The organism is Streptomyces finlayi (assembly GCF_014216315.1).
Classification (GTDB): Bacteria; Actinomycetota; Actinomycetes; order Streptomycetales; family Streptomycetaceae; genus Streptomyces; species Streptomyces finlayi_A.
This window is the reverse complement of sequence record NZ_CP045702.1, coordinates 35,837-62,122: the sequence shown is the minus strand read 5'-3', so window position 1 is coordinate 62,122 and position 26,286 is coordinate 35,837. Positions and strand designations below refer to the sequence as shown.

General features: G+C 68.5%; 23 protein-coding genes and 8 pseudogenes. 10 read left to right on the top strand and 21 right to left on the bottom strand.

Translation table 11 applies throughout. The features are described from left to right. The first annotated feature begins 172 nt into the window (after positions 1-172). Positions 173-646: a MarR family winged helix-turn-helix transcriptional regulator gene (locus F0344_RS00360; RefSeq protein ID WP_185296852.1), complete on the top strand. Its 474-nt coding sequence runs from the start codon at positions 173-175 to the stop codon at positions 644-646. A 95-nt stretch (positions 647-741) separates the two neighbouring features. Here the strand turns inward: F0344_RS00360 and F0344_RS00355 are convergent. From F0344_RS00355 to F0344_RS00335, 4 genes and pseudogenes are all read right to left on the bottom strand, one after another. Beyond that, positions 742-1,717: pseudogene (locus tag F0344_RS00355) on the bottom strand (transposase family protein). Between the two features lie 65 nt (positions 1,718-1,782). Beyond that, positions 1,783-2,631, bottom strand: coding sequence for a GNAT family N-acetyltransferase (locus F0344_RS00350; RefSeq protein WP_258049545.1), 849 nt, complete (start codon positions 2,629-2,631; stop codon positions 1,783-1,785). Positions 2,632-2,898: 267 nt separating this feature from the next. Beyond that, complete coding sequence (locus tag F0344_RS35265) at positions 2,899-3,645, bottom strand: recombinase family protein (protein WP_258049544.1); 747 nt, start codon at positions 3,643-3,645, stop codon at positions 2,899-2,901. Positions 3,646-3,824: 179 nt separating this feature from the next. Continuing rightward, the gene (locus F0344_RS00335; protein ID WP_185302439.1) at positions 3,825-4,196 is read right to left on the bottom strand and encodes a MerR family transcriptional regulator; all 372 of its coding nucleotides are present in this window, start codon (positions 4,194-4,196) and stop codon (positions 3,825-3,827) included. A gap of 164 nt (positions 4,197-4,360) precedes the next feature. Here F0344_RS00335 and F0344_RS00330 point away from each other — a divergent pair, with 164 nt between their 5' ends. Further along, positions 4,361-5,308 (top strand): alpha/beta hydrolase family protein, encoded by a 948-nt coding sequence (locus tag F0344_RS00330; protein ID WP_185302438.1) that lies wholly within the window; start codon positions 4,361-4,363, stop codon positions 5,306-5,308. A 133-nt stretch (positions 5,309-5,441) separates the two neighbouring features. On the opposite strand, the gene F0344_RS37025 is transcribed toward F0344_RS00330, so the two are convergent. The 8 genes and pseudogenes from F0344_RS37025 to F0344_RS00290 all read right to left on the bottom strand — a co-directional run bounded on the left by F0344_RS37025 (position 5,442) and on the right by F0344_RS00290 (position 11,640). Beyond that, the gene (locus F0344_RS37025) at positions 5,442-6,290 is read right to left on the bottom strand and encodes a Tn3 family transposase (protein WP_445585681.1); all 849 of its coding nucleotides are present in this window, start codon (positions 6,288-6,290) and stop codon (positions 5,442-5,444) included. Between the two features lie 25 nt (positions 6,291-6,315). Continuing rightward, positions 6,316-6,591: pseudogene (locus F0344_RS36665) on the bottom strand (Tn3 family transposase); the annotation flags it as partial. A 54-nt stretch (positions 6,592-6,645) separates the two neighbouring features. After that, positions 6,646-7,230 (bottom strand): hypothetical protein, encoded by a 585-nt coding sequence (locus tag F0344_RS35260; RefSeq protein WP_185303019.1) that lies wholly within the window; start codon positions 7,228-7,230, stop codon positions 6,646-6,648. Beyond that, positions 7,211-7,699, bottom strand: a pseudogene (locus F0344_RS00310) (IS5 family transposase); the annotation flags it as partial. The pseudogene F0344_RS00310 and the gene F0344_RS35260, both read right to left, overlap by 20 nt. Positions 7,700-7,766: 67 nt before the next feature. Then, positions 7,767-8,918: an HTTM domain-containing protein gene (locus F0344_RS00305; RefSeq protein WP_185296848.1), complete on the bottom strand. Its 1,152-nt coding sequence runs from the start codon at positions 8,916-8,918 to the stop codon at positions 7,767-7,769. Further along, positions 8,911-9,513, bottom strand: a complete 603-nt coding sequence (locus tag F0344_RS00300) for a DUF5819 family protein (RefSeq protein WP_185296847.1) — start codon at positions 9,511-9,513, stop codon at positions 8,911-8,913. The genes F0344_RS00305 and F0344_RS00300 overlap by 8 nt, the downstream gene beginning before the upstream one ends. Before the next feature lie 203 nt (positions 9,514-9,716). Next, on the bottom strand, positions 9,717-11,009 hold the full coding sequence (locus tag F0344_RS00295; RefSeq protein ID WP_185296846.1) for an ice-binding family protein: 1,293 nt from the start codon (positions 11,007-11,009) through the stop codon (positions 9,717-9,719). Positions 11,010-11,388: 379 nt separating this feature from the next. Continuing rightward, on the bottom strand, positions 11,389-11,640 hold the full coding sequence (locus tag F0344_RS00290; RefSeq protein ID WP_185296845.1) for a hypothetical protein: 252 nt from the start codon (positions 11,638-11,640) through the stop codon (positions 11,389-11,391). A 544-nt stretch (positions 11,641-12,184) separates the two neighbouring features. Here F0344_RS00290 and F0344_RS00285 point away from each other — a divergent pair. The 4 genes and pseudogenes from F0344_RS00285 to F0344_RS00270 all read left to right on the top strand — a co-directional run bounded on the left by F0344_RS00285 (position 12,185) and on the right by F0344_RS00270 (position 15,619). Continuing rightward, positions 12,185-12,988 (top strand): N-acetylmuramoyl-L-alanine amidase, encoded by an 804-nt coding sequence (locus F0344_RS00285; RefSeq protein WP_258049543.1) that lies wholly within the window; start codon positions 12,185-12,187, stop codon positions 12,986-12,988. Positions 12,989-14,531: 1,543 nt separating this feature from the next. After that, on the top strand, positions 14,532-15,017 hold the full coding sequence (locus F0344_RS00280; RefSeq protein WP_185296844.1) for a DUF1877 family protein: 486 nt from the start codon (positions 14,532-14,534) through the stop codon (positions 15,015-15,017). Positions 15,018-15,044: 27 nt separating this feature from the next. After that, positions 15,045-15,231: pseudogene (locus F0344_RS00275) on the top strand (IS5/IS1182 family transposase); the annotation flags it as partial. Between the two features lie 118 nt (positions 15,232-15,349). Beyond that, complete coding sequence (locus tag F0344_RS00270) at positions 15,350-15,619, top strand: cellulose binding domain-containing protein (protein WP_185296843.1); 270 nt, start codon at positions 15,350-15,352, stop codon at positions 15,617-15,619. Here F0344_RS00270 and F0344_RS00265 read toward each other — a convergent pair. The 6 genes and pseudogenes from F0344_RS00265 to F0344_RS37020 form a co-directional block, all read right to left on the bottom strand. Continuing rightward, positions 15,616-18,129: a SpoIIE family protein phosphatase gene (locus F0344_RS00265; protein ID WP_374940043.1), complete on the bottom strand. Its 2,514-nt coding sequence runs from the start codon at positions 18,127-18,129 to the stop codon at positions 15,616-15,618. The two genes, F0344_RS00270 and F0344_RS00265, sit on opposite strands and share 4 nt — an antisense overlap. 178 nt (positions 18,130-18,307) lie before the next feature. After that, positions 18,308-19,066 carry a carbonic anhydrase gene (locus tag F0344_RS00260; protein WP_374940042.1) on the bottom strand — a complete coding sequence of 253 codons (759 nt, stop codon included), beginning with the start codon at positions 19,064-19,066 and terminating at the stop codon, positions 18,308-18,310. Between the two features lie 140 nt (positions 19,067-19,206). Continuing rightward, complete coding sequence (locus F0344_RS00255; RefSeq protein ID WP_185296842.1) at positions 19,207-20,052, bottom strand: ABC transporter permease; 846 nt, start codon at positions 20,050-20,052, stop codon at positions 19,207-19,209. Continuing rightward, positions 20,018-20,944, bottom strand: a pseudogene (locus F0344_RS00250) (ATP-binding cassette domain-containing protein); the annotation flags it as partial. The pseudogene F0344_RS00250 and the gene F0344_RS00255, both read right to left, overlap by 35 nt. 60 nt (positions 20,945-21,004) lie before the next feature. Beyond that, a pseudogene (locus F0344_RS36660) lies at positions 21,005-21,769 on the bottom strand (lanthionine synthetase LanC family protein); the annotation flags it as partial. Then, positions 21,715-22,166, bottom strand: a pseudogene (locus F0344_RS37020) (class III lanthionine synthetase LanKC N-terminal domain-containing protein). The pseudogenes F0344_RS37020 and F0344_RS36660, both read right to left, overlap by 55 nt. 698 nt (positions 22,167-22,864) lie before the next feature. Between F0344_RS37020 and F0344_RS00240 the strand changes: the two are divergent. Both F0344_RS00240 and F0344_RS00235 read left to right on the top strand, forming a co-directional pair. After that, complete coding sequence (locus F0344_RS00240; protein ID WP_185296840.1) at positions 22,865-23,098, top strand: hypothetical protein; 234 nt, start codon at positions 22,865-22,867, stop codon at positions 23,096-23,098. Further along, the gene (locus F0344_RS00235) at positions 23,098-23,370 is read left to right on the top strand and encodes a hypothetical protein (protein WP_185296839.1); all 273 of its coding nucleotides are present in this window, start codon (positions 23,098-23,100) and stop codon (positions 23,368-23,370) included. The genes F0344_RS00240 and F0344_RS00235 overlap by 1 nt, the downstream gene beginning before the upstream one ends. 221 nt (positions 23,371-23,591) lie before the next feature. Here F0344_RS00235 and F0344_RS00230 read toward each other — a convergent pair. The 3 genes and pseudogenes from F0344_RS00230 to F0344_RS00220 all read right to left on the bottom strand — a co-directional run. Continuing rightward, positions 23,592-23,750, bottom strand: a pseudogene (locus tag F0344_RS00230) (VOC family protein); the annotation flags it as partial. Then, complete coding sequence (locus tag F0344_RS00225) at positions 23,737-24,003, bottom strand: hypothetical protein (RefSeq protein WP_258049541.1); 267 nt, start codon at positions 24,001-24,003, stop codon at positions 23,737-23,739. The gene F0344_RS00225 and the pseudogene F0344_RS00230, both read right to left, overlap by 14 nt. Before the next feature lie 10 nt (positions 24,004-24,013). Next, positions 24,014-24,901 (bottom strand): alpha/beta hydrolase family protein, encoded by an 888-nt coding sequence (locus F0344_RS00220; RefSeq protein ID WP_445585680.1) that lies wholly within the window; start codon positions 24,899-24,901, stop codon positions 24,014-24,016. Positions 24,902-25,087: 186 nt separating this feature from the next. Between F0344_RS00220 and F0344_RS00215 the strand changes: the two genes are divergently transcribed. Continuing rightward, the gene (locus F0344_RS00215; protein WP_185296838.1) at positions 25,088-25,456 is read left to right on the top strand and encodes a VOC family protein; all 369 of its coding nucleotides are present in this window, start codon (positions 25,088-25,090) and stop codon (positions 25,454-25,456) included. Between the two features lie 186 nt (positions 25,457-25,642). Next, the gene (locus F0344_RS00210; RefSeq protein WP_185296837.1) at positions 25,643-25,888 is read left to right on the top strand and encodes a hypothetical protein; all 246 of its coding nucleotides are present in this window, start codon (positions 25,643-25,645) and stop codon (positions 25,886-25,888) included. Positions 25,889-26,286: the final 398 nt, after the last annotated feature.

Here is a 26,286-nt window from a genome sequence, read left to right as displayed (position 1 = left end):
AAGGCGGAAGTCAGGCCGTTCGGTGCGGCCGGGCTGCGAGTGGTGGTCGTCGAAATCAGCTCCTTCACTTGCCTCGGCAAGAACATTCACTTGCCCTGGCAAGTGAAAAAGTAGCTCACTGAAGGTTGCCTAGGCAAGTGCTGGAGTTGTCCGGGCAAGTATGATGGGGTTCATGGATACTCAGTCGCCCTGGCTCGACGACGACCAGCAGGCCGTGTGGCAGGCGCTTCTCACGGTCGTCATTGCCCTCCCGGCGGCCCTCGACCGCCAGTTGCAGCGAGACGCGGGCATCTCCAACTTCGAGTACGGGGTCATGGCCCAGCTGTCCACGGCCGACGGGGCCACGATGCGGCTCAGTGACCTGGCCCGGGTCTGCGACAGCACCCAACCCCGCCTGTCGAAGGTGATGGATCGCTTCGAAGCCCGCGACTGGGTCGCCCGCCGACCCGACCCCGGCGACGGTCGGTACACCCTCGCCGCCCTGACCGACGTGGGCCGGCAGAAGCTCGTCGAGAGCGCACCGGAACACGTCGCGCAGGTGAAGCGGCTCGTGTTCGATCCGCTCAGCGCCGCTCAGCGCCGCCACCTCGGGGCCGCACTCACCCGCATCGCCGCTACCGTGCGCCAGGAAGTCGAAGGAGGCTGAGCACCGCCCTCGGGCGGGGCCTTTCGTCAGCCTTACGACCTTGGTGCACGATTGAGGTCAAGGCGTGCGGACCTGGCGGTTCGGCTGGTGGGTGATCAGCAGGCGGCCTGTCCGACGAGTACCAGTCCGGTGCTCGTCGGGCGGTGGGTCAGCCTGCGGGCAGTACGGTCGGAGACCAAACCGGCGATGGCGGCATGGGTCTCGGTGTAGTGCTCGCGGCGGCCGATGTACCGCTGGAGCGCGCCACTTCTTCTGCTCGCCGATGGCGTGCTCCACGCAGATCCGGTGGGAGGACTGCCGTCGGCGTGCCTCGCGCCAGGCATGCTGGTCGCCGAGCAGGACGTCGTCTTTGGGTTTCCGCGGCGGGGCGCTGACCTGGTCGGGGAACTCGTTGGCCAAGCCTCGGTAGCCCTCGTCGACCTCGGCTCGGACCTGCGGGCGGAGACGGAGCTGCTCGGCGATGCCCTCGGTGCGCATCGCGGTCTGGTCGTGCTGGCGGCCGGGACAATCCGCCCCCGACCACAAGACGCGGCCCTGGCTGTCGCAAATGGTGGTGGTCTTGGCGGTGTTCTGCTTCTACTTGCCGGAGACGAATGCCCTGCGGCCAGGGCGGCCAGCTTGCCGGCGAGGCACCTGCACCTCGGTGCCGTCGATACGCAGGTCCACCCCTTCCGTGTCGGCGTAGGCGAAGACGTCCGCCAAGGTCCGCAGGCGCACGCCGGGCCGGTCGGGGACCGCGAAGCCGCGCCGGGCCAGCAGCGGCCGGATTTCGTGCACCGCCCGGGTAACGGTGGGGCGGCTGACCCGATAGAGGGCGGCCAGGGCCGCGTGCGGCAACTGGAGGCGCAGTACGACCAGGGTGACCAGCACGCGGTCGGTGAAGACCAGCTGATGGGTCGGGCCGGCGCCGGCGGCGCGTCGCCGGGGTCCGGCGCGCCGCTCTTGGAGGGCCGACTCGCACCGAGCGGTCCACGGGACAGCCAATTCCTCGATCAAATCGCCGAGGTGTGCTCGGGACAAGCCGCAGAAGGCAGGATGGGACAAGGCCGCACGGGCCGGGTATGGCGTCACAACCTCCCCAACCCGTGCGGTCGTTGTCACGTCACGGCTGACCGCGTCTCTGACGGACCGACTCGCTACTCGGCAGGCTCGGCGATCAGCGCGGTGGCGACACGTCGGAAGCCGAGTCGGGCATAGATGCGGGCGACGTCATCGTCGCCTGCCGACAAGAAGATGGTCTCCACTGCTCTCGATCGGGCGTCGGCCACCAGCGCCGCGGTGACCGCGATCCCAAGGCCACGACGGCGCGCGGTGGGCAGTGTCCCAACACCGACGATTTCGCTGACCGATCCGACTGGCTGGTGCTGGCCCGCGCACAACGCCGTCCCACCTTCCACCGCTGCGGCAACCGAAGTCAGGCCCGCCTCGATCCGTGCCGCCACGCGTTCCACCGACCCGTCGCCTGCTCGGGCACGCACGGCTTCCGCCAGCTCGGTGACTCCCGCGAAGCCGAGACCAGTTCCGGGCTCCGCGAAAGCAAGATGCGGCACGGCCAGCGCGCTCGCCAGCGCCGGATCGTCCGGATCCATGGTCCGCACCCGCAACCCGTCGGACAACTCGTCCGCAGCGGGCACTGGGGCGCCCGGGTCAAGCACCATCAAAGGGTGCTCGTGAACCACAAGCCCCGAGTCCTCGATCGCGGCCCGCAGCGCGGGCGTGGTCTCGGCGATCCACTCGAAACTCTCCGGGATCCCGAGTTCACGCTGCCGGGCGCGGACCCGGGCCACAGCGGCGGCGCTCACCGCGCCAGACCATCCCCGAGCCGGACGTGCGTAGAACGGCCATCCCTGGCCTTCCCGCACGAACAGAGTCAGCGGCCCGAAGTCCTCGACCCGGGCGCTATGTCGCGGCACCGCGTCGTAGTAACACTCGAGTCGGTCCAGCAGTACCCGCTCAGGGCGATCATCAAGATCCACAGAAGTCACACGGGGCATCCAAACACCAGGTCACCGACCACCGCCACCGCATTACGACTCGCCCACTACCACCTTCCCGCGGACGATCACGCGCGGGACAGCGCGATCGCGTACCAAGTCGTTACTCGGAGAGTTGCGGCAGTGGGGCCAGGTCGAGCCGCAGCCCGGTCGGTGGTTGGCCCGGCAGCGCGGCGGGTTCCTCTCAGCCCCGTCCACCAACTCCGTGAAGAAGTACGCGACGGTCCGAGGGTGCTGACGGCGGGTTGTGACACCGAGTCAGAAGAGCCAGCGGTTTCGGCGTACGAGGGGCAGTCGCGCCCACGCCCGGCCCAGGCCCCAGCTGTGTCCGGCGAGTGCCACGGGAAGCAGGACGAGGACGGCGGCGTACAGCACGTGGTAGTCGATGAGCGGATTCGTCGACATGCTGGGCGAGCCGTCGGACAGGTGCCGGGCCGGAGGCCATTCAGCCGCCCACATCAGGGCCATCATGGCCGTGCCGGCCAGCGCGGCCGGCCGTAGCGCGACCCCGCTCAGCAGTGCCACGCCGATGCCCAGCAGTCCCAGCATGAAGGCCCAGTGCGCCCAGGCGTCGCCGGCCCAGGTATGGAAGGTGTTCTCCATCGGCCCGGCCGAGACACCGCTGAGGAAGCCCATGGTCGGCGATCCGCCGTCCACCCACCCTTTACCGGCTCCGGTCGCGTAGCCCCAGCCGAAAGCTTGCGCAGGCCGGACACGATTGCGATGAGGTCCTGGATAGAACGGCCGAGCCGGTCCCGCGACGGGACTACGAGGGTCGCCCTCGCGCAGGTAGTCAAGGGCCTTCCACAGTTCCTCGCGTTCGGCGTTCTTGCCGGACTTCTTGTCGGAGAAGATCCGGATGCACCTTGCTTCGGTGAGTGCGTGGATCTGCCGGTCGAGCAACTGCCCCTTGGTGGACACGCGTGCGTATCCCACGAGGCTGCCGGTCCGTACGGCCGGAACGGGGGCGAGGAGATCGGCGGTGTCGTCCTGGGGTAGCTGCACCTGCCAGATCGTGCAGAATACGGTGCTCCTCAACTTCCTTAGCACATCGACTTTCTGACACCGTTTTATGGGCATGATCCGGTGCCGATCCGGCCACGCACCGCCGCTTACCGATCTTGCTCATCAACCGGTTGATTGCTGGGCGTCTCCGTCCCCAGCCGCAGAGCCCGGCATGCTGATTACTTGAGTCGGCAGTGTTGGCCTGTTCGCCAGTTCGCGGTGGCGGCGGCAATCACGGCGCCCAGCCTGTCCCGGGCGCCCACCAGATCGCCGATCCGGCTGTCGATGCGATCCCGTTCCGCCGAAAGCCGGTCGATCAGCTCTGGCGTGGCCTCACCGTTCACGACACACGGCAGCAGATCCGCGATCGACTTGCTCGGCAGCCCGGCGGCGTACAACTGCTGGATCAGTTGGACACGGTCGACCGCGCTGTCCGGGTAATGCCGCTGGCCGCTGGGGCTGCGTTCCGAGGCGAGCAGGTTCTGTTCCTCGTAGTAGCGCAGCGCCCGAACGCTGACGCCTGCTCTGGTGGCGAGCTCGCCGATACGCATCATGTCTCTCCGATGTGAGGCAGACAACTCTTCTTGCCTCTGACGTCAGCGTCAGGTCTTAGCGTATCTCGCGACGGCTCACCCCCTCCGCCAAGGCGAAGGACGCGACCGTGACCAGCTTGTTCGACAGCTTCCCCATCGGAAATGCGAAGGAAGATCTGCCCATGACTGCATCAGACGCGGCGGCCACGGACGTGGCCATCACCGCCCCCGCCCCCATCGTCTCGGTGAAGCCGGTAGTGCTGGAAGCACCGGGCCGCAGTGAGGGCCTGCGGGTGAGAATTTCCGCGCCGACAACCGGGAGCGAACTGCCGATCATCGTCTTCTCGCACGGTTTCGGGTCGTCGTTGAACGGCTACGGTCCTCTGGCTGACTTCTGGGCTGCTCACGGTTTCGTGGTGATTCAGCCCACCCATCTCGACTCCAGGACCGTGGGTCTTTCCCAGGACGATCCCCGCACACCGCGGCTCTGGCGCTTCCGCGTCCAGGACATGAAGCGCATCCTTGACCAGCTTGATCTGCTGGAGGCCGCTGTTCCCGGTCTCAGCGGGCGCCTGGATCGAAGCCGCATTGCCGCAGCCGGACACTCCTTCGGCGGCCAGACGGCGGGCAATCTGCTGGGCCTGCGCGTCCTCGATCCGGTGAGCAAGAATGCAGAAGACCTGTCCGACTCGCGGATCAAGGCGGGCGTGCTGCTTGCTACGGCCGGCAGGGGCGGAGCCGACCTGACTCCCTTCGCGGCCGAGAACCTTCCGTGGTTGAAGGGACCGGACTTCGCGCACATGACCACGCCGACCCTCGTGGTCGCAGGGGACAAGGACGAGCTACCGCTGTCCGTCAGAGGGCCGGAGTGGCTCGCCGACCCGTACCACCTGAGCCCGGGGCGCAAGAGCCTGCTCACTCTGTTCGGGGCGGAGCACTCCCTCGGCGGAATCGCCGGCTACGAAGTCCGGGAGACGACGGACGAGAACTCCGAGCGCGTGGCTTTGATCCAACGGGTCACCTGGGCCTACCTTCGTCACGCACTCGGCATCGAGGACACCAGCTGGACGGCAGCGCAGAAGGCTTTGTCGGAGAGCGTCGCCCCTATGGGGCGGATCGAATCCAAGTGAAGCTCTGAGAAGTGAACCACCTCCGGGGCGGTCGCAGCCCTTGGCACGGCATCAGTCGTCCGAGGACGGGCGTCTCGCACACGGGTGAACGAGCTCGGCGATACCTCGTGGGGACCGGTCTGGCCGACTACGCCTACGCATGCTCAGATGGCTGCAGGTCGGCGGCGTCCGTCGGTACTCGGGGCCCGGAAGTTTGACCGCGGCAAGGTTGAGGCGAGTGTCCATGTCGAGGTTGACCTCGCCGTACGGGCGTACGTGGGACCAGAACAGCGGGGGTCAGGCCGCGCCGGTCGGCGGGCGTGAGAAGCTCGGCCCACTCCGGTTCGCCGAGGATGTCCTGGAGCATCAGGGTGTTCACGTAGACCAGTGCCGATTGCAGAATCCGCAGGCACAGCACGAACATCTCCTGCTCGTCGCGCCGCTTCGAGGCGATCTCCCGCCCTCGCCGTAGGCGATCACGGAGTTCGCGCCGTTGGAACTCCATCACGTTCAGCCCTGCTCGATCTCCCGCTGGAGGTCCCGCAGCCGCAGGTAGCGGGCCACGAAGATGGCCTTCTGCGCGCGGCCGACCTCCAGCATCGCCACGTAGGTGGGATGGGAGGCGTTGCGGGTGAAGCGCCGCAGGGTCGCCTCGGCGGACGTGGTGCGGGTCCGGATCGCGGTGGGCGTACTTGATCATCTGGTCGTACTGCTGGGCGATGAATTCCCAGCGGATCGGCCGGGTCGGCGCCGGGGTGAGCTGCGGGCAGGCGTCCGGTTCGCCGGCCACCGGCCGGTACAGCCTCACCTTGTTGATCCGCTTGATCCTGGGCAGCAGGTCGAAGTTCAGCAGCCTCGTGATGCCGAACCCGAATTCCGACTGGCCGTGCGAGTCCGTGTAGTTGGCCTCGACATCCATCGTGGTGCCGGGCCGCATCGCGCCCTCGATCATCGCGGCGACCTCGGAGGCGGTGCAGTTGATCAGTTGGGAGTGGATGGCCAGGGACTTCTTCTTCGGTCGAACCCTGGCCCCACAACTCGGTGCTGCGGGCGGCGAAGGTGGCGTTCGCGATCTGGACCGCGATGGCGAGGGCGGCCTCCGCCGACAAATACCGGCGGCGCACGTAGCGCAGTTCGTCCTCGGTGTGCCCGTGGCCGCCGGCCGCCACGGCCTTGATCCCGGTGTTCGTGCCGTACACGTAGATGACCAGCAGCAGTCGTTCGGCCAGCACCTCCGGCGAGAGGCTGCCGCCGCCGGAGACGGAGGTGACCGCGTCCAGGCGACGAGCGGCACGATGCCCCAATGCCGCTGTACCTCGCCCTTGATCCTGCGCAGGTTGCGCTGCTCGGGCTGGGCCTCAGCCGTCGTGAGCCGGATCGCCCCGGACTTCTGCTCGGCGATGTTCAGCCAGGACAGCTTGGGCATCCGGTCGTTCAGCAGGGTCACCTCGGTGGTCATCTGCTCGCGCAGTTCGTCGATGAACACCGCGGCGTCCAGCGGCTTGCGCAGCTCCCGTTGGTTCTCCTCCGCCGGGCCTCGAAGTCCTGCGGCAGGTCCTCGTCCGGGTTGCGCCACTTGTCGGCGCCGACCACCCAGATCTCCTTGCACTTGAGCTGATCGCGCGGGGACGGTAGGCCGGCCCGCGGGTCTTGAACTCGTGCACCAGCTCCCGCAGCGTCGCCTCGCCCCCGGACACCGCCAGGAACACGACCTGGCGGACCGTACCCTCCGGGGTGCCGAGCGACGCCTCGGCGAGCTTGAAGAGGATGTTCTCCTTGCCCGATACCTTCTTGAACGCGTTGATGAGTTGCTCGGTGACCTTCTTCTCCGCCCGCGCCCCGATCCGGTGCACCGTGGAGATCAGCAGCTCCACCAGCGTGTCCGTGATCTCCCGCTCCCGCTCGTGCAGCAGCGCGGCCAGCAGCGTCACCCGCAGCGCCACCGGATGCGTCCGCAGGTGAGAAGGCGACTCCACCGCGGCCCGCGCCCGCCAGCACGCTGGTCAGGCGGCCCCGTGACCGTCCAACTCCTGTGTCGGGCTGGTGGTTTCGGGGCTCAAACCCTCTTTTTTGGGGCCGTGGTTGGGTCTTCCGGGCGCCGGCCGCGTACTGGTGGGCACGACAGGACGTCGAGTCGACACCGACCATGCCCCAATCGACACTTCCGGCCAGATCAGCTTCGGCCTGAACCGTCTGCAGGATCCGGTCCCACGTTCCGTCCGCTGACCAGCGCCGATGTCGTTCATAGACGGTCTTCCAGGACCGTTAACGTTCCGGTAGATCACGCCACGGGACCCCGGTCCGGACTCGGAACAGGATCCCGTTGACCACGATGCGGTGGTCACTCCACCGGCCTCCCCGACCGCCTGACGGCGGCAGATGCGGCTCCAGAAGTGCCCCGCCGCTCGCCAGATCCCCCGGCCCATACCCGAACCAACGAGCGACCGGTCGGAAGGTCACATGATCCGCCGGACAGCACCTAGGGACGATCGCGGACCGGGGACACAGGGCCACCCTGCTTCGGCACCGCACCACGCGGTGCCTCTGAGGCCTCGGGCACCCCTGAGGTCTCCGGTGCCCCTGCCGGTGCAGGCTGCGGCTCATCCGTACGTCCGAGCGCCCGCCGGGCCAGCCTTCCGGCCGCGACCCAGAAGCGGTCGGGCAGGAACACCGCGTCGGCGATGATCATCGCGCCGGAGAACAGCGGCAGCCCCATGAGGACCGCGATGCCGATGTGCATCCCCAGCAGCATCGTCAGCACCGGGTACTTGAGCCTGCCGAACAGCACGAACGGGAAGGCGACCTGGAGAAGCACGGTCAGGTAGCCGACGACCGCGATGACGAGAGCCTGCTCGTCCGCCCAGTGCGAGAGCGCGGGCCACGGCTGGAAAAGGTCGAGGTTCAGGACGTAATGCAGCGCGGTTCCGGCGGCCCAGGTGTCGCCCTGCGCCTTGTAGAGGCCGGCGGCGCCGTAGAGGAAGCAGACCTGGACGGCGATCACGAAAAGCCCGCAGTTGTGCACGGCCGTCACCAAAATACGTCGTGCGACGTCGAGTTGGGACGGGAGTGCGGGCAGCCACCGACGGCCGGGAGCGCGGGAGGCCCTCCTCGCGTCCAGGGACCAGCGGCGGCCGGACGCGGTGAGCACGAGATAGAGCGCCATCAGGAGGACGAGGTTGTCGCCGCCGTCCGTCATGAAGATCGACCGTGCGTGGAACGAGGCCACGACGACGGCGAAGAGTACGGAGACCGCGCGAGTCCGCCAGCCCAGCAGGAACAGGACGCTGACGACGAGCGCGGCCACGTAACAGAGTTCGAAGTGGAGGCGGCTGTCGGAGAGGGTCAGCACGCTGACCCAGCCCGTCTGGTCGAAGAGCTGCCGGGCCAGGTCCGGTGTCCACGGGGAGCCGGGGCCCCAGATCTCATCGCGGTGCGGGAACTCGCGCAGCAGGAAGACGAGATAGAGGAGGCCGTACCCGATGCGCAGGACCGACACCGCGTAGAGGGAGAGAGGGCGGTCGGTCAACAGCACCCACACGCGGCGTGTCGCGCCCGTCACCCGTTCCAGCGGACGGTTCGGGCCGCCGACCGGCTCCTGCGGACGGTTCGGGCAGTTGGCCGGCTCAGGCATCGGAGGCCACCTTCCACCAGGGCAGAAGCCGTGTCTCGGCGTTCTTCGGGGCGGCGGCACGGCGGTCACGGTCCGTGCTGCCCGGAGCGGCTACGGGCAGAGTGACCACCCGGAGCTGAATGTTCTCGAACGGCTTGCCGTCCCGTTCGGCCATGCGGTCTGCGGCGATGTTGCGCAGGTACCGCTGCATCATCACGGCCCGGTCGGAGCGCGAGAGGTCGTCGCCGCCGTGGAGTTCGACGTACGACGTCCAGGACCGGCGCAGCATGTTCTGCGAGGTGTGGCTCGGGAAGGCGTTGTGCTCGATGGCGGACGCGTCCACGGCGGTCAGGTCGACCCAGCCGCTGACCTGGAGGGAGCCGTCCGGTGTTGTGTGCGCCGTCCGCGCGGAGATCTGCCGGTTGACGGAGTCCGGGTCGGGGGCGAACAGCCGCCAGTTCTGCTCGAAGAGGGGGTAGACCCAGGCGTCCACCTGGGAGCGGTAGCGCTGCGACACCACATTCGACGGTGCCACGTGCAAGAACACCAGACCGACGTGGGTGAGAGCCGTGGTCAGGCAGAGCGCCACGGCGGTGTGGAGGACTCTTCTGCGCACGGGTCTGCGCCCGGGTTTGCGTACCCGTCTGCGTACGTGTTCGTGTACGTGCCTGCGTACATGTTCCGTTGCGGCTCCACCCAGCACGTGCCCCAGCCCCGCCCTGTTCTTCTCGTCGTCCGTATCGTGGAAGCGTGCGGTGGGGCAAAGGACATGCCCCGCCGCACGCCGTTCATCCGGCAGCGCGCGTGCCGCGCCGTCGGTCAGCCCTCGTGGTGGCCGGGGCGCTCCGGCTTGTCGCCGTAGCCGCCGTGCTCCTCGCCGGAGTCGTAGCCGCCGTGCTCGTCGCCGTAGCCGCCGCTGTCGTGACCTCCGGAGTGGCCGCCGGTGCCGCCGCCCTTGCCGCCTCCGGAGTGACCGCCGGAGTGACCGCCGGAGTGGCCGCCGGTGCCGCCGCCCTTGCCGCCGCCCGTGGTGTTGCCGGCGATGTTTCCGGAGGTGTTGCCGACGGTGTTCCCCGTGGTGGTGGAGCCGCCCGGAGTGCCTCCTGTGGTGCCGCCGGTAAGGACGCCGCCGAGCACCCCGCCGAGCACCCCGCCGGTCCCTCCTGTGGTGCCGCCGGTAAGGACGCCGCCGAGCACCCCGCCCAGTACGCCGCCCGTGGTGGTCCCAGTCGTGGTGCCCGTGGTGGTGCCCGTGGTGGTGCCGGTCGTGGTGCCCGTGGTGGTGCCCGTGGTGGTGCCGGTCGTCGTGCCCGTGGTGGTGCCCGTGGTGGTGCCGGTCGTCGTGCCCGTGGTCGTGCCGGACGTGGTGCCGCCGGAGCAGGTGGACCGGGTGATGCGGTTGTTGTCCAAGGTGACCGAGCCGTTACGGGCCAGTGCGCGGCCCTCGATGGTCGCGCCGGTGGTCACACTGATCGAGGTCAGGGCCAGGATGTTGCCGATGAAGGTCGAATCCGTACCGAGCGTGGCCGAACTGCCGATCTCCCAGAACACGTTGCACGGCTGCGCACCGTTGATGAGGTTGACGCGGCTGCCGGACGCCGTCGTCAGACCCGACCCGACCTGGAAGACCCACACGGCGTTGGGGTCACCCTGCGCGTCGAGAGTGAGCGTGCCGGTGAGACCCAGCGTCGAGGAGGCCGTGTAGACGCCGGGCACCAGCGTCAGACCCCCGGCGTCCGGCGGGAGCGCGGCGTCCGTGGCCTGGCCCGCCGCGTTGTTGTACGCGGCCACGAGGTCCGACTTGGCCTGGAGTGCCACGGCGTCCGCCGAGTGCTGGACCCCGTTCACGAGCCCCGGCGGGAATCCGCTGATGGCCGTTCCCGGGCTGACGCCGACGTCCCCGGTGATCACGGTGGGTCCGGTGTTGGTGACCGACTCCCCTGCCAGCACGGCGAAACTGTCCGCCGTCCCGAGCGGTACGGGCGTGGCGATGGCGAATGCCGGAGCTGGTGTCACGGCCACCATGGCTGCGGCGACCGTCGCGGTGAGAGCGACGGTGAGCCAGGAGGAGACAATGCGCCGTACTGCGATATCAGGAGTTCTGAGATTCATCAGAAACCGATTTTCTGTGCGAGGCGGCGGCTTCCGGGCCGTTCGCGGTTTCCCGGAAGCCCTCGGGTTGTCGGCAGTACATTACGCACAGCGTAGCGCTTAAACCCGGAGGAATGGTGGCGAGTCGGGCTTTTTTCGAGTACTAATTCAGGGCTATAGGTAAATCCGACTAGCTCCTCCGTGACCTTCGTTAGGACTTATGCGACGTGTAACGTTTCTTCGCGTTGCAGAAATGTTTTTTCGGAATTATTTTCCCCGCGATCGTGAACCGAGCAAAAAGTAATCAGTCACATGTTCCCTGTCGAAATAGAGGGATCTTCTCGGTCGGCGTGTCCGAAAGGGATGCACATCTGTGTTGGTACCTGGAATATCCGCACTGTCATGGCTGAACCTCTCTGACAGAAGTCCGCAGGACCTGCCACCAGGTCAGGTCCTGCATTCGCCAAAGGCTGCAGGCCGCCGCCCCAGGGAGGGTGACGGGCTGGACGAGGGCGACGAGCGCACGATCGAAATGCAGCTCTGCTGGTTGCCCGGTTGGCGGCGTCGGCACTTCCTGCATCGCCGTCACGCCCACACGCTCGCTGATCAATCCGCGGTCGGGGCCGGCCAAGACCTGCTCTTGTGCGGACATGGGCGCCGCCTGACCGGTAGGAGGGTTGCCGGTACCGGGCGTTGGTGCGCTGTGGTGCCAATTCCTGGGCACAGAAAGACATGTCGGTCGGTAGCGACGGTCGAAGCTTCGGGGTGTGCTGGCCGCGGGAATGCGGCAGGCGCGGCATCGATCGTTCCCGAGAAGACCCCTCATGGAGGTGTTCCCGGTTTCGCGGCCGGTGTCGTCAGAGCTGTGCTGGTCGCGCCGGGAGGTGTCATGCCTATGATGCTCATCCTCTTATGAAGGGACTGACCTTGCGTCACCAGCCATACGTGAAGCGGCGAACCGTCCTCCAGGCGGCCGGAGTCGCCGTCGCGGCGAGCCTCGCCACCGCCACACCTGTTGCGGCCGCGCCGGCCGCCCGGGTGCCCCGGACCCTCGTCACGCCCGTCAGCAGCGTGGCCGGACGGCGGACTTCCCCATCGAGTACGTCGGAGTCTCCTGGAACGGCCCCCGGCGCGGGGCGGGCATCCGGCTGCTCGGACAGGACGGCAGCCGCGGTGAGTGGACCGCGCTGCAGCCGATGTGCGCGGGCGGTGCCGACGGTGACCCCGCCACGCGCGTCGGCGTGCTGGTGCCGGCCGGCGGTGCCGCCGGGTACGAGCTCCGCGTGCCGGATGGAGCGGGCGACCTGCGCGCGACCGCCCTCGACACGGTGAACGGTCCTACGGTCGCGGCCTCCAGCGCCCCCGCGACCCGCCGCATCGGGGGCGTCGAGTACGTCACGCGCGCCGGCTGGGGAGCCGACGAGTCGCTGCGTTTCAAGGCGGACGGCAGCGAGAACTCGCCGCAGACCTACTACCCGGCGCAAACCCTGACCGTCCATCACACGGCTGGAGTCAACGGCGACCCGGACCCGGCGGCCACGATCCGTGCGTACTACCACCAGCACGCGATCACGAACGACTGGGGCGACATCGGCTACCACTTCCTCATCGACGAGGCCGGGCGGATCTACGAGGGCCGGTACTCGGGCGCGGACGGCCTCCCGGCCCACGACACCACCGGGAAGATGGTGACCGCCTTCCACGCGGCCGGGTACAACTCGGGCAACCTTGGCATCGCCCTGCTCGGCACCTTCATCGACCAGTCCACCGCCGCGGCGGCCCGTAACTCGCTCACCCTGCTTCTGGCGGCGCTGTCCGCGGTGCACGACTTCGACCCGCAGGCCGACGTCACCTTCGTCAACCCGGTCAACGGGGTCAAGAGGAACGTTCCCATGATCAGCGGCCACCGCGACTGGCTTGCCACGGAGTGCCCCGGCGCCACGCTGTACAGCGAGCTGCCGGCGCTGCGGGCGGACGTCGCCGCGGTCTTCTCCGGATGACGGGACGGCCGCACGCCCGGCGGCGTCGGCGCCGTATGCTCGCCGACGTCCCGGTGCGCGGCTGTCGTCAGCGGTGGCCGCGCAGCGCGGTCGGCCTCACTGCTTCCTGCTGACGCCCCTGGCCTTTTAGGCGTCTTGCTGCCGAGAAGCGGGCGGAGTGCGAGTTGCGGATCCAATACAGCGCCATCCTCGGCTGCTCGCACTTGGCCAGCGCCGTTCGCGTCCGCGTGGACCGGACGTCCGGCGCGGTTGGTGCCGGGCCGAAAAGGGTGCTGAGTTCGTCATCGAGGGTGCAGCGGTACCGTGCAGGAGCGCGCCGACCGGCGCGGCGTGGGCCCGCGTACGGGTTGCCGTGGCCAGCGCGAAGGCCGCAGTCAAGCAGGTCATGCAGGCGCTCGGCCGGGTTTCCCAGCCGAGCGTTGTGCAGGGTCGGCTGTTCGGCTCGGCGTGGAGCCGGGACTGCGGAAAATTCGGGTGGCGCGTCACCGCAGCCCTCACGGCATACTCCGGGTCCCGGGTGAGCCGCTCCACGGTTGTCGGCTCAGTTTCGGGATCGAATGCGGACAAGGCCCGGACCTTGGAGTCCTCGTGCTCGGCGAAGGCGGCCAGTCCGTTGGCCGGGAAGTTCGGCCGGGTGGTGAGGTGGCCGCGCTCGGGGCCGGTACTCGAGGAAGCTGCGCAGCAGAAGTTGCGCGGGGGCGTCCGGATGGTATTGGGCAGCATGACGCGTACGCCGAGGTCGTCGTCGGAGGACAGGCACGCGACGAGGTCCAGTGGCAGCAGGATGGTCCCTGGCTGCCTGCCGGCGCAGCAGCGGGTGGTTGGAGAGTGCGTTTCGGCGGACTGTATTGGCATCCCGGGGCATCTCGGGCGCAGGGCGGAAGACGAAGGGATGGCCCAGGAGGGCCTGGTAGTCGATCTGGTCCCGTTCCTCCTCGCTCAGTGCGGGGTGGAGGGACACGGCCAGCCGGACGTCGGGGTGGGGGTCCGCCATGAGCGTGCGGCGCTCGGTGCCGGGGTGCTCGATCACCGCGTCGACGACGGTGTCGGGCAGGATCCGGTCCCGGCACAGCACCATCCGTGCGGCAAGCCAAGCGTCAGAGAGCAGCCGCAGGAGGATGCTTTGCGGCACCGGCGGGTTGAGAGAGTCAGTCCGGTGAGCCGACGGGCGGGGAGATCGGCGTCCGCCCAGATCTGCTCAGGTGTAGGCATGCCTTGTACGCCCAAGGTGCCAACCGGCCCCGTGAAGACCTGTTCCACGACCCTTTCCGCTTTGAACAGCGACGGGTCGAGCGTTGGATAGCGCCGTCCAGGGCCCGTTCAGACGGTCGCGCGCCGACGAGGCTGGCTCCCCGGGTCCGACGCGGATGGAGTACATGCCGTGCGAACCGCAGAGTTCACCTGTTCTTGCAGCAGCCCTTGCTTCGAAAATCCTGCCGGATCGCGCGAGTCGATAGTCGGCGGCACGTGCTGTCAGTGCCCTCAAGTAGGTTCTGGCCGTTCGGCCTGACAGGTGGGTCGTTGAGCTGAGGGATTCGTCGTCGTGAGCATCTACCTGCACTTCCGTGCCGTGGCTGAGTCCGAGATCCGGGACGACCACACCTGGCTTGCTGCGTTCATGTCCGAGGCCTGGGAAAACGACATCGACGAGTACGCAGCGGGCATCTCCCACTCGATCAACAAGGGCTGGGACGCCGTCAACGACCTGTATGCCGCAGCCGATGCCCTCTATGCCGACGCCGACGAGCCGTGGGCACTGCCGATCTACGGCGGCCGCCCCGTGCCCCACAGCACTGACGCCGACCCCTCCAATCCTCCGTTGATGCTATTGGAGGCGCCTGGCGTGTCACAGGCCGCGCGCTTCCTTACGACAGTTTCTCTCGATGAGCTGTGGAACGTTGTCGGTGCCGGGTTCAGTCCCCTCGGCTGGACCAGGCAGGAGTACCTCGAACATCACCGGGACCTCCGAGAGTTCTACGGGCAGGCGGCTTCGGCAGGCCACGCCGTGGTCAAAGCGGTGTGGGCTTGAGATGTGGCCACGGTCTGGGCGCACACGATTCCCCACATCCGGGGCCTCCGCGGCCGGCCACGTCACGGCCCCGGCGACTGTTCGCCGACCGCGGGTACGACTACGACAAGTACCGCCGCCTCATCCGGGCCCGTGGAATCCCCCTGGAATCGCCCGCCGCGGCATCCCACACGGCTCCGGCCTGGGCAAGACGCGGTGGGTCGTGGAACGGTCGACACCCAACAGCAACAAACCCGGACACCGTCCCCGAGGCACGTCGAGCGGATCCGGCCCGAGGGAGGTAAGTGCCCGTGGCCGCGATGCGCTCGGTGTGAGCCCATGGTGCGAGTCTTTTGGCAGGTTCACCAGCAACCAGCAGGGCCCTGGCCTGGAGCTTCGCCGGCGGACAGGTGATCCAGACCATGTGGGGAGGCACAGCGTCCCGGACCGGCGGTGACGTCACAGTGATCCCCGCCGACTACACCCGCGTCCTTCCAGCGGGTGGCTCGGTGACAGTGGGCTTCGTCGCCGGCGGCACCGGCGGCAACCCCACCGCATTCCCCTCTACGGACAGGCCCGCACGGTGGGCTGAGCCGGCGACACCGGAAGAGGACTTGTCCTAGCTCGCGCGGCGGATGGGCCAGCGGGAGGCGAGCAGGAGAGCGATGTCGTCGGGGCGGTCGGCCGCTTGCCTCGCCTCCCGGATCACGTGGTCCGCGGTGTCGGCCAAAGAAGCCGAACTGTCCTGGGCGATCGTTCTGCGGAGCCGCTCGATGCCCAGGTCGATGTCGGCGCCCGCCTGTTCGACGAGCCCGTCGGTGAACAGGGCCAGGGTCGCCCCCGGTTCGAGCCGTAGCTCGGTGACCGGGTACGAAGCCGTGGCATCCACTCCCAGCACGACACCGCCGGGGAGGTCCAGGGTCTCGGCCCTGCCGTCGGCGTGGCGGAGGACGGGTTGCGGGTGACCGGCCCGTACGGCCTGCGCGAAGCCGGTCTCCGGGTCGAGGACGATGTAGCAGCAGCTGGCGAACTGACCGGGATCCAGGTCGATGAGCAGCCGGTTGGTGCCGCTCATCACCTCCTGCGGATGCCGGCCGCTCAGCGCGAAAGCACGTACCGCACTACGTAGCTGACCCATGGTCGCGGCAGCCGCGACGCCGTGTCCCTGGACATCCCCGATGACCAGGGCGAGGCCCCGGTCGGTCTCGATGACGTCGTACCAGTCTCCGCCGACGTCCATGCCCTGGGTGCCTGAGAGGTAGCGCCCGGCGGTATCGACATATTCGACCTGGGGCAGCCGCTTCGGCAGCAAGGCATCCTGCAGACCACGTGCCAGGGCAGCCTCGGTGTCGTAGCGCTGGGCGCGTTGGAGGGACTGGGCGATGAGTCCGGCGAGGGCAGTGAGGACCGTACGTTCCTCGGGGCTGAAGCTCCTCGGCTGATCGAAGCCGAGTATGCACGAGCCGACGGGCCGGCCGGAGGCGATGAGTGGCAGGAAGGCGCGGGCCCCGACATCGGTCTCCATGGCGATGCCTGGGTAGGCGGCGCCCAGGTGCTGCATGGACTCGAAGAAGATAGGGCGGCCGGAGGTGAGGGTTTCCACGCCGGGAATGCGGGCGTCGAGGCCGACACCGTCGAAGGGGTCCAGGAAGCCCTTCGGGAAGCCGGTCTCCCAGGCCAGGTAGAGATGTCGCTCGTGCAGCAGGTAGATCGCCAGCTGTCTGCCGCCGAAGGCCGGCAGCAGCTCCTCCGTGACCACGGCGGACACCTGTCGGGCGGTGACTGCCTCCGTCAGCGCGATGGCCAGGGCTACCGGCCGGTACGGGGCGGAGGACCGGTCGGCCGGGGATCCGAGCCCGACGCCCTGGGTGACGACCGACCCCGGGGCGTAGGCGGGCTGATCCGTGGCGGCGAGTGTGGCCGTCACCCCGTTGTTGCCCGGGTACAGGGAAACGGACAGCCAGTCCTTCGTGGTGCGGTGGGCGAGGAAGTGAACGGGTTCGACGGAGAGCAGTGCCGCGCGGTGGTGGTCCTCGTAGGCGGGGTGGCCGAACCACGGCAGGGCCTCCCACAGGACGCGTCCGATCAGGTCGGCCCGGGCGGTGCCGAGGAGCGTTTCCGCCGGATCGTTGACGTAGGTGATCCGTCCCAGCCGGTCGAGCGAGAAGATTCCCCGGGGCAGCCGGTCCGCTGCCTCCGGGACGACGGGCCCGGTACCGAAATCCACGAGGTGTCCGGTCAAGTGGCTTGCCGAGCCTTCGCCGGGCGGATGGGCCCGGCGCCCCGAGAGCTGCACGACGTGAAACCTGCCGTCGGGGCCTTGGAGCCGCATGCTGCGGGTGACGGGTGTGCCGGTCCTCACCGCCTGTCGGGCCAGTGTCCAGAGTCCGTACACGTCCTCCGGCACCAGATGCGCCGCCAGCGCGTCCATGGTGCCAGGGAAGTCGGCGGGCCTCGTACCGAAGATCGCGCACAGATCTTCGTCCACGGTGACGGCGCCGCTTTCGAAATCCCAGTCGAAGTGACCGATCCTTACCGGTTGCGCGCTGGCCACGGGCAGTTGGACGGGAACCGGGTCGTCTTCCCATCGGACCGGTGTTCCGTCGGATGCCAGCGCCGTCAGCTCGTCTCCCAGCCGCTGGGCGACGTCCTGCAACCTACCGCGGTCGGCCGGCGTGACCGGTTCTCCGGGAGTGGCGGGGCGCAGCACGACCAGGACCCCGGTCCTCTCGTTACCGCTGACGACGGGCACGTACAGCGAGCCAAAGGGGAACGGCAGACCGGCCATCAGCTGCGGAAACCGGCGCATTGCCTCCTCGGCGTCCCCGAGGTAGACGGGCTCACCACTGGACAAGGCCGTGGCTACCGGGAAGGGCCGGTTCACATGCATGCGCCACCAGGGGCGGAACAGGGGGATGGGCAGCCCCGCGAGCACCGTGAGGCGCAGCAGTTCCGGTGTTTCGGAGCGCAGATAAACGCCGCCCGCATATCCGCCGACTGACTCGACCGCGCTCACCACGGCCTGCGCGAGCACCAGGGACAGCTCATCCGGCACACAGCCACCGCTCGGCCGGGCCGGTGCAGCCCCGCTCTCGCCGAGGGGGGCGCGTTTCGTCGTGCCGAACCACGTCACATTTCAGCATGCTCCTGATTGGCGTGTTCGCGCACCCGGTGGGCCACTCAGAGAGGTGGGATGGCGGGTAAGTGCCCGATGACCTCGAACCTCCCCGGTGTGTCGCTGTGAGTGTCGTCGCCGTCACCATCGAGTGGTACGACAGCCCGGTGCGGCAGGGAAACGCACGTCGCCGTGGTCAGGCGATCTGGTGGACGAACTGGGTGGACAGTTCGTACCGGGCGCCGACGATTGCCACCTGCCCCGTAGCGATCCTCGCGGCCAGGTCGGGCTCAGCTGCGAGCCGGGACCGGACGAGGCGCACCTGCGAGGTGACCGTCGCGTCGATCCGGGCGTCGCCCGCGACGGAGCGGTCGATCGCGGGCTTGATCTGGTCAGCGATGTACTGGATGTGGGCGGGCAGTTTCTCGCCTGTTTCTTCCGCGTGGACGGCCGCGGACACCGCGCCGCAGGACTGGTGCCCGAGCACCATGACCAGCGGGATGCCCAGTTCGAGAACGCCGAACGCCACGCTTCCCATGACGGCCTCGTCCAAGACCTCACCGGCGGAGCGCACGGTCATCAGATCGCCCAGCCCTTGATCGAAAACAAGCTCCGGAGGCACACGGGAATCGATGCAGCCGAGAACGACAGCGAACGGGTGCTGCCCGGACACTGCTTCCCGCCGGACAGCATGCGTCTCGTGAGGGTGCCGTTCGCGGAAGGTACGCCAGCGCCGATTGCCCGCGTTCAGTTCTTGCAGGGCCGCTTCAGGGGTAACAGGCCGCGGCCAGTCGAACGAGTGCGTCCTGGCCGACGCGGTCGGGACACCGAGGGCCCACGCACCCCCGGTGACGGCGGTTCCAGTGAGTGCTGCGCGGAGCAGCTTGCGACGCAGGGGGGACGCCGTGGGCGACGTGCCGACGTCGGCTATGTGCGGTTCGGAAGTGGAAGTCACAGCGGAAACCTACGGCCCAACAGCCCCCGCGCGGCATTGGATTACTGAATGCGCAGCGCGTCTTTGGCTGCTCTTGAATGAGTAGCTGCCAGTTCGTGGAGGTGCCTTCCACGAATTGGCACACGTACCGGAGTGGCCGGTCATTCAGGGCGGCCGAAGCGATGGGCGGCCCACAAAAGAGCCAGCGCGCCACTGCCCAGGAGAAGGGCGGCTTCGAGGGCCAGGGGTGGCTGCCAGCCGGCCCACTCGATGCCGACGGCGGCCGTATGGTCCGGTATCCGCAGGGTGATACAGCGGCGGAGCAGGTCCACTCCGTAGGCGAGCGGATTCAGCTGGGCCAGTGCGTGGGCCCAGCCCGGCATGGCCCCCAGAGGGAAGAAGGCGCCGGAGAGAAACAGCAGCGGCATCATCACCAGGCCGAGCAGCACGTGGTACGTCTCCGCCCGACGGAGGCCAACGGCCAGGGCCAGAGCCACGGCGGTGATCGTGAAGGAGGCCAGCATCATCCCGGCCAGGAGCAGCAGCAGAAGAGGCGGGTCGTAGGGCAGACCGACGACGCCGGCCAGGCTGAGCAGGAGAGCGCCCTGCGCAGTGGCGACCATGGTGCCGCCGACACAGATTCCCAGAAGCAGCGTGGAGCGGCTGACCGGGGCCATCAGAAGCTCGCGCAGATAGCCGCTCTCCCGGTCGGTGATCATGCGAATGCCGACCGTGACGGCCGGCATCTGCACCGTCATCATCAGCATCCCGGGGAAAAGGAAGGTCCGGTATCCGACGCCCAGTGACGCGTGGGGGATCAGCGAGGCCAGCCCACCTCCGAGCACGAGGAGGTAGAGCACCGGGTGGACCAGCGTCAGCGCGGTATGGGTGCGCTGACCAGCCAGACGCAGCAGGTCGCGGTGGACCAGGGCATGGACCGCGCGCAGTTCGTGCCGCAGCCGGGCCGGCCGTTCATCGCGGGAGGTCCGGACGGTGAGTGTGGTCATGGGCCGCCCTCCGATTCCGCCGCGGTCTCGCTTGGCCGGCCGGTGTCGGGCCGGTCCCCGGGGCGTGCATGCTGCGGCCGGTGTGGTGGAAGAAGACGCCGTCGAGCGTGGGCGCGGTCGCTGAGGCGGCGTGCACGGCGATGCCGTGGCTCTCCAGCGCCGAGCACAGACGGGGGATCCAGGCGCTGCCGTCGGGCATCCGCAGGCGGATCCCCTCGGTGTCCGAGGCGATGCTGGTGTTCGAAGGCGCGATACGGCGCACGACCTGACGCGCCGTCGCGTCGTCGCTGGTGTGCAGCACCACCCGGTCGTCCCCGATCGCCCTGAGAGCCAGGGGTGTTCCCTGCGCCACCAGGCGACCGTGGTCGATGATGGCGAGGCGGTCGCAGTTCTCCGCCTCCTCCAGGTAGTGGGTGGTAACGAAGAGCGTGCTGCCGTGGCGGTCGCGCAGGTCGCGCAGGTGTTCCCAGACCTGGGCCCGGGCGTGGGGGTCGAGCCCCGTGGTCGGCTCGTCCAGAAAGAGCACACGGGGCGCGTGCAGCAGCCCGCGGGCGATATCCAGGCGGCGTCGCATGCCGCCCGACAAGGTGCGGACCGGGGAGCGCCGACGGTCGGCCAGATCGACCAGGTCGAGCACTTCGGTGGCGCGCCGCCGGGCATGACGGCGGCGCAGCCCGTAGAGGCGCGCGTGGATGTAGAGGTTCTGGTCGGCCGTCAGGTCCGGGTCCAGGGCGCTGTGCTGGAAGAGCATGCCGACCTGCCGCCGCACCTGGTGGGGCTGGGTGAGCACGTCCGCGCCCGCCACCGAGGCACTGCCCGCCGTGGGGCGGGCCAAGGCGCAGAGCAGGGCGATGGTGGTGGACTTCCCGGCGCCGTTGGGGCCGAGAAAGGCGACGCGAAGGAGGAATGCCAGGATTCCGGCGGCCCCGTCGCTCCAGCTGGTCGAGATGTCCCCGTACTCGTCGGGGAAGACGACGTGGTCGTGGCGGTGGGCGCGCTCGGAGAGGATGAGGCGTGCCAGACCACTGGCCATGTCGTGGTAGGTGGAATCACCCGTGGCCTCCGCCACGTCGAGGAGGAAGTCACCGTTGCCCGCCAGCCCGTGGCACTGGGTGAGGGCGGTACGGGAGGCGCGTTCCGTGACGGCGTAGGCACCCCGGCGGGCGAGGTCGCCGAACCTGTCGTCGCCGGTGACCTGCCACAGCCGGATCAGGAAGGAACCGATGCCCGCCGCGCCGTGGCACCAGTACGGAGCCGTGGGCACGTCCGTGATCTGGGCCGGCCATTGAGCAGCTGCGCCGGTGTGTACGACGTGGGCGACCAGGTGCTCGCCGGCCTGTATGGCCGCCTCCATGTGCTCCTGGCGTTCCGAGACGGCCGCGGCGGCGAGGAGGAAGTAGCCGATGCCGGCCGTGCCGTGGGCGAAGCCCAGGTAGCGCTTGCCCGCCTCCTCGTAAACGGCTTCCGCGGGGACAGCCCAGCTCATGCCGGACGGCTCACGCCGTGCGGCGGCGGTCAGCCGGTCTGCGGCAGCGGCAACCATGTCGGCGAACCGGAGGTCGCCGGTGCGGTGCCACAGATGGACGGCGGCGAGTCCGCTGCCCGCCGTGCCGTGGGTGATGTCGTGGCTGGGCGTGGGCTGCTGCGGTGCCAGGGCGAGAGTCAGGGCGTGATTGGTGAGACCGCGGTCCTCGACGGCACATCCCGCGTCGTACACACCATCAGGTCGTTGTCCGACAGGCGTCGCCGTGCGACGAAGGAGTCGTAGCGGTAGTGCACCAGACTGTGCGCGGCATAGGGCTGGTCGGACAGGATTCGGGGGCCTGCCAGACCCGCTGTAACCCGGTGCAGCTCCTGGGCGAGTCGGGCCGCGTCGGCGTCGGAGCTGGGGTAGACCGTGATGAACATGCCGGAGTTACCCCGGGGCGTTGCACGGGAGTTGAGCGCGTCACCTGATCGAGCGACCGGGCGAACTTGAATGCCGACTTCTCCCGCAACAGTACGTGCAAGGCCTTTTCGAGTACCGTGGGCGCGGAGGCGGCTGTTGCCGACAGATGCAGCTTCCAGCCCTGTTCGCGCCGCGTTCCCGACCGCGGCGCGAGGCGGCACCACATTTCGTCCGTGTCGGCCGTCCATTGCGCGTCTGTGCCTGTGGAGTTCAGCGCTTGGTGAAGAAGGCTTTCCAGTTTTGCTCCGGTGGCATGTTTTGTCACGTGCGTTCCTCTCAACGCCGAACCGCTGATGGGGAATTGCCGACCTCTTAAGCCGGCCCAACATTCCCCCGGCCTGCTTCATCCCATCCGGCGAGAGCGTGCGGCTGTTTCTCCGATCCGGGGTACGCCCGGCGGAAAGAGGCGCGAACTCGTGCGCCGGGAGGGCGGCAGAGTTACGCCCACCCGCACCGCGCCACTCGAGAACTGAAGCAGAAGGCCGCCGTGAACCTTGCATCTGGCCTACGGCCGCGTATGTGAAGCCGGGCGCCGTTCCACAGCGGTCCCCGGGCCTCCCCTGGCCTCGGTTGGGCGGCGGCCTGCCTGCTTGTGTGCTCAATGTGGTGGTGAACCTTCTCAAGCTGAACGTCGCCAAGGCCAAGGGCGCCGAAGTGATCCGTACCCCGGCCGGCGGCCTGTGCGGCCGATTCGGCTGTTGACGTGATCACAGCGCGAGTCACCGCTTCGATCTCGGCGAAATCGACACCGATCGACACCACCGCACCGTTCTCGCTCTCACCGAATGCGCCCGTACCGTCCTCCGGTGGCCCGTCCCGGAGATACCGTGTGAGAAACGTTAGTTCTGCCCTCTGGAGCCCTCTATGAGCGAACAGCCGGCCCCCGCCGACACCACCGCCCGGCAGCTGGAGCCCGCGGCCGCCGACGCTGTGCGCGCGTACGCGGCCAAGGCCCGGGCCGACGCCGACCGGTTCGCCGCCGTCCTGGAGGACATCGCCACCAACGGCCTGCCCGGCCCCGAGCAGTGCATCCCATGGGAGGAGCTGCGCGAGGCCCACCTCGCCCGTCTCGCCGCTCAGCGCCCAGCCATCGTCTGATGGCCCTGCGGCAGGGCCCTCGCCGCGCCCGGATCGCGTTCTCCGACTCCGCCGCGAAGCAACTGGAGAACCTGACCAGCGAGGCGGAGATCCACGCCCTGGACCGGGCGCTGGTCGTCATCTCCGTCGACCCCGGCATCGGCGAGCCGATCCCCGACGACACCGCCGGCCCGCAGCTGCGTGAGTACACCGACGAAGTCGAGCGCGTACGGCTTGTGTACTGGGTTACGGCGCTTCGGACCGTGATCGTCGTCGCGTACATCGAGGTCTGACCAGCGAAGGGGCTCCAGCGCCGTCCCTCGTCCAGGCGCCGGGCCACCGCGGTCACGGAGGACTGGGACCCGTGCTCGGTGGTGGCGATCGGTACGGTGCGCGGGGTTCCGTCCTGGCGACGAGGGCCCGGCGGGTCACGTCGCGGGCCAGCAGTTCCTGGCTGATCGGGCGGTTCAGACCTCGAAGCTCTCGTTCGGCTGCATGGTTCGGTTTCTCCTTCTCAGCGCAGTTGCTCGGCCAGTCCGACGATGATGCTTTCCGGGCCGCGGACGTAGCAGAGCAGATGGCTGTCTTCGAACCGGGCTATCTCGCCGACGAGTTCAGCGCCATGAGGGCGCAGGCGCGCAACGGCGTCCTCGATGTCGTCAACGGCGAACATGCGTGGCGATCTCGTTGTCCTCGCCGCCATGCTGGTGAGGCCAGTAGGCGGCGGAGATGTCGTACGCCCGCCGGCCGAGCAGGAGGGCGTCCGTGCCTTCGTACGCGGCACTGGCCTGCGCCCCGGCGACCTTGTCCAGCAGGGGCGCCTGCCAGCCGCCGAACGGGAATCCCACCGGGTCCGCGTCGGGCCCGCCGGGAGCCTGCCCGACGAGACCGAGGGTCGCGAACAGCTCGATGTGGATGGAGCCCATGACTTACTCCCTATGAGGCGCTTTTCTCCCCTTGCAGAGGCAGACCCGCGGATGCCCGCGTACATCGCCGCTCGAAGCCGGCTGCCCCACGACCATGCGGTACCGGTTCCGGCCGATGAAAGCGGGCGGGGCCGCACCTCCTTCCCCATCCGGTACTGCCCTGCGGTGAGTGGACGCTGAGAGCACCGTAGGAGGGCAGAACGGTGGCCAAGTTGTCCGGCTCGCGGCGCAGCGTGGTGTCGAGGAGGGCGAGTGAGACAGCGGCGGTGATGCGCGGCCCGTAGGTACGGCCCCGCGATCCGATGATCGACTCCACCGGAGGCATGTAGAGCGGCGCGTCGGTGAACGTGAGATGTGCCGCGCCAGGGACGGAGAGCCGGTAACTGGGCGCGCCGCTCAACGAGAGCACACGTGTGAGGCGGGGTATGTAGTCCGGGTCGATATCGAGGCGGACATCCTGGGTCAGGGCCAGCACCGGTTGCGGGAAACGCTCCGCGTCGGGGTCGTACGGAAAGCCGTCCAGGTTGATGGCGGCGTCGAATCGGCGGTCCTGACGAGCGGCCTGCAAAGCGGCGCCTCCACCGAGGGAGTGACCGGCAACAGCCACTCGGCCGGCGTCCATGCGCCCGCCCACAGGCCCCGGAATCTCACCTCCGGCAGCACGGTCCAACTGGGTGAGAACGAAGCTCAGGTCGGCGGCACGGACAGCAGTCCAGCTGACCGCCAACTCGTTGTCCCGGTCGGCATCACCTGTGGCGGTGACCTTCGTACGGACGGTCCGGCCATCGGCGAGGAGGACGGCGGCCGAGTCGTAGGGGTGGTCAAGGGCTGCGACGACATATCCGTGGCTGGCCAGTTCCTCTGCCCATGCCGAGTTCTGGGTACGCACTCCGCCCAGCCCTGGAGAGAGCCTCCGTCAACTTGAAACCGCAGGTCAAGGGGCTGGTGTGACCAGTTCTCGGGGCTCACGCTGGTCGTGGGCGGCAGTCTGGGGCGTAGATCGTCTGACAGGGCGGCTTTGCCGATGAGTTCACCGTCCACGAACGGTCTACCCAGCGACACGACCGTTCTAGATAGGAGTGCCATGTCCACCATCCAGCCAGTGATCCTGACTGCCGACCAGGACGTCCTGCTCGGCTTCTATACGAAGCTGTTCGGCGCCGAGGAGATCTTCCGGGTACCGGAGGAAGGGCCGGCCTTCTACCGCGGCTTGCGCATCGGCGACACCGACCTCGGGCTGGTGGCCAAGACGGACCTGGGGACCGGGGCGGCACCGCGGATGCTGCTCAGCATCGGTGTCGACGACGTCGACGAGACGCTCGGCCGCGTGGAGGCTCTGGGCGGCTCGGTCCGCAGCGCCCCCAACGACATGCCGTGGGGACAGCGCGTCGCCCACATTCAGGACCCCGACGGCAACCCGGTGAACCTGACCCAGTCGATCCCAGCCCAGTGACACTGTTCCAGGTGCTTGTGCTGGTCGTGGGCTGCCTGCGGTAGAGATCATTTGCCGGTAGTGGCCTCGATGCTAGGCGAACAGCGCTGCTCGGGGGTGCTGTCTGAGGAGTAGATCGTCTGACGGAGCCGGACGGTTCGTTGATTCCTGCTTGCTGGGGCCGGGCGGCCTTCCACGATCCGGTACGTGGATCCCGAGCTGCTGGAACGGATCACCGCGCGGCGGGCGGAGCTGGACGAACTCGAGGAACAGCTGGCCAAACAGCTGACGGAGGTGCGAGCCGAGCGGGATGAACTCGCCGTCGCCGAACGGGGCCTTGAGCGGATGAGCGAACAGCTCGCCGACGAACGCGCCTCGGCCGCGCCGACGCCCGGACAAGTGGGCGGACGAGCGGTGATACTCATCCCGCACCGCACGCCGGACGCGGAGTAGACCATGCCCCCGCCGGACTACCAGCGCATTCTCGCCGCCGTGCGGCAGGCCGCCGGACCGGTGGTGGCCCGGCAGGTCGGCGACGCGCTGAGAATCGACGTCAGCGTGCGGTCCAAGCTGGAACCGCTGCGTGGGAAGCTTCAGCCATGCTCGACAACAGCACCACCCCTCCGGCGCTCAAGGTGCCCACGCGACGCATCCGTTGGGGAAGCCGGCGGGCTGTCACGAGCGCGACGGCACTCACCACGACGACGGATTCCAGAAGGGACATCTGCAGATCCGGCAGTGTCTCAGTCACACAGCCATGCTGGGCGCCCCGCTGTCCTCCCACGTCAACCTCAGGTCGCGACCATGTGCGACCTGAGGTTGACGTGACCTTCATTGCAAGGCCGCACGGA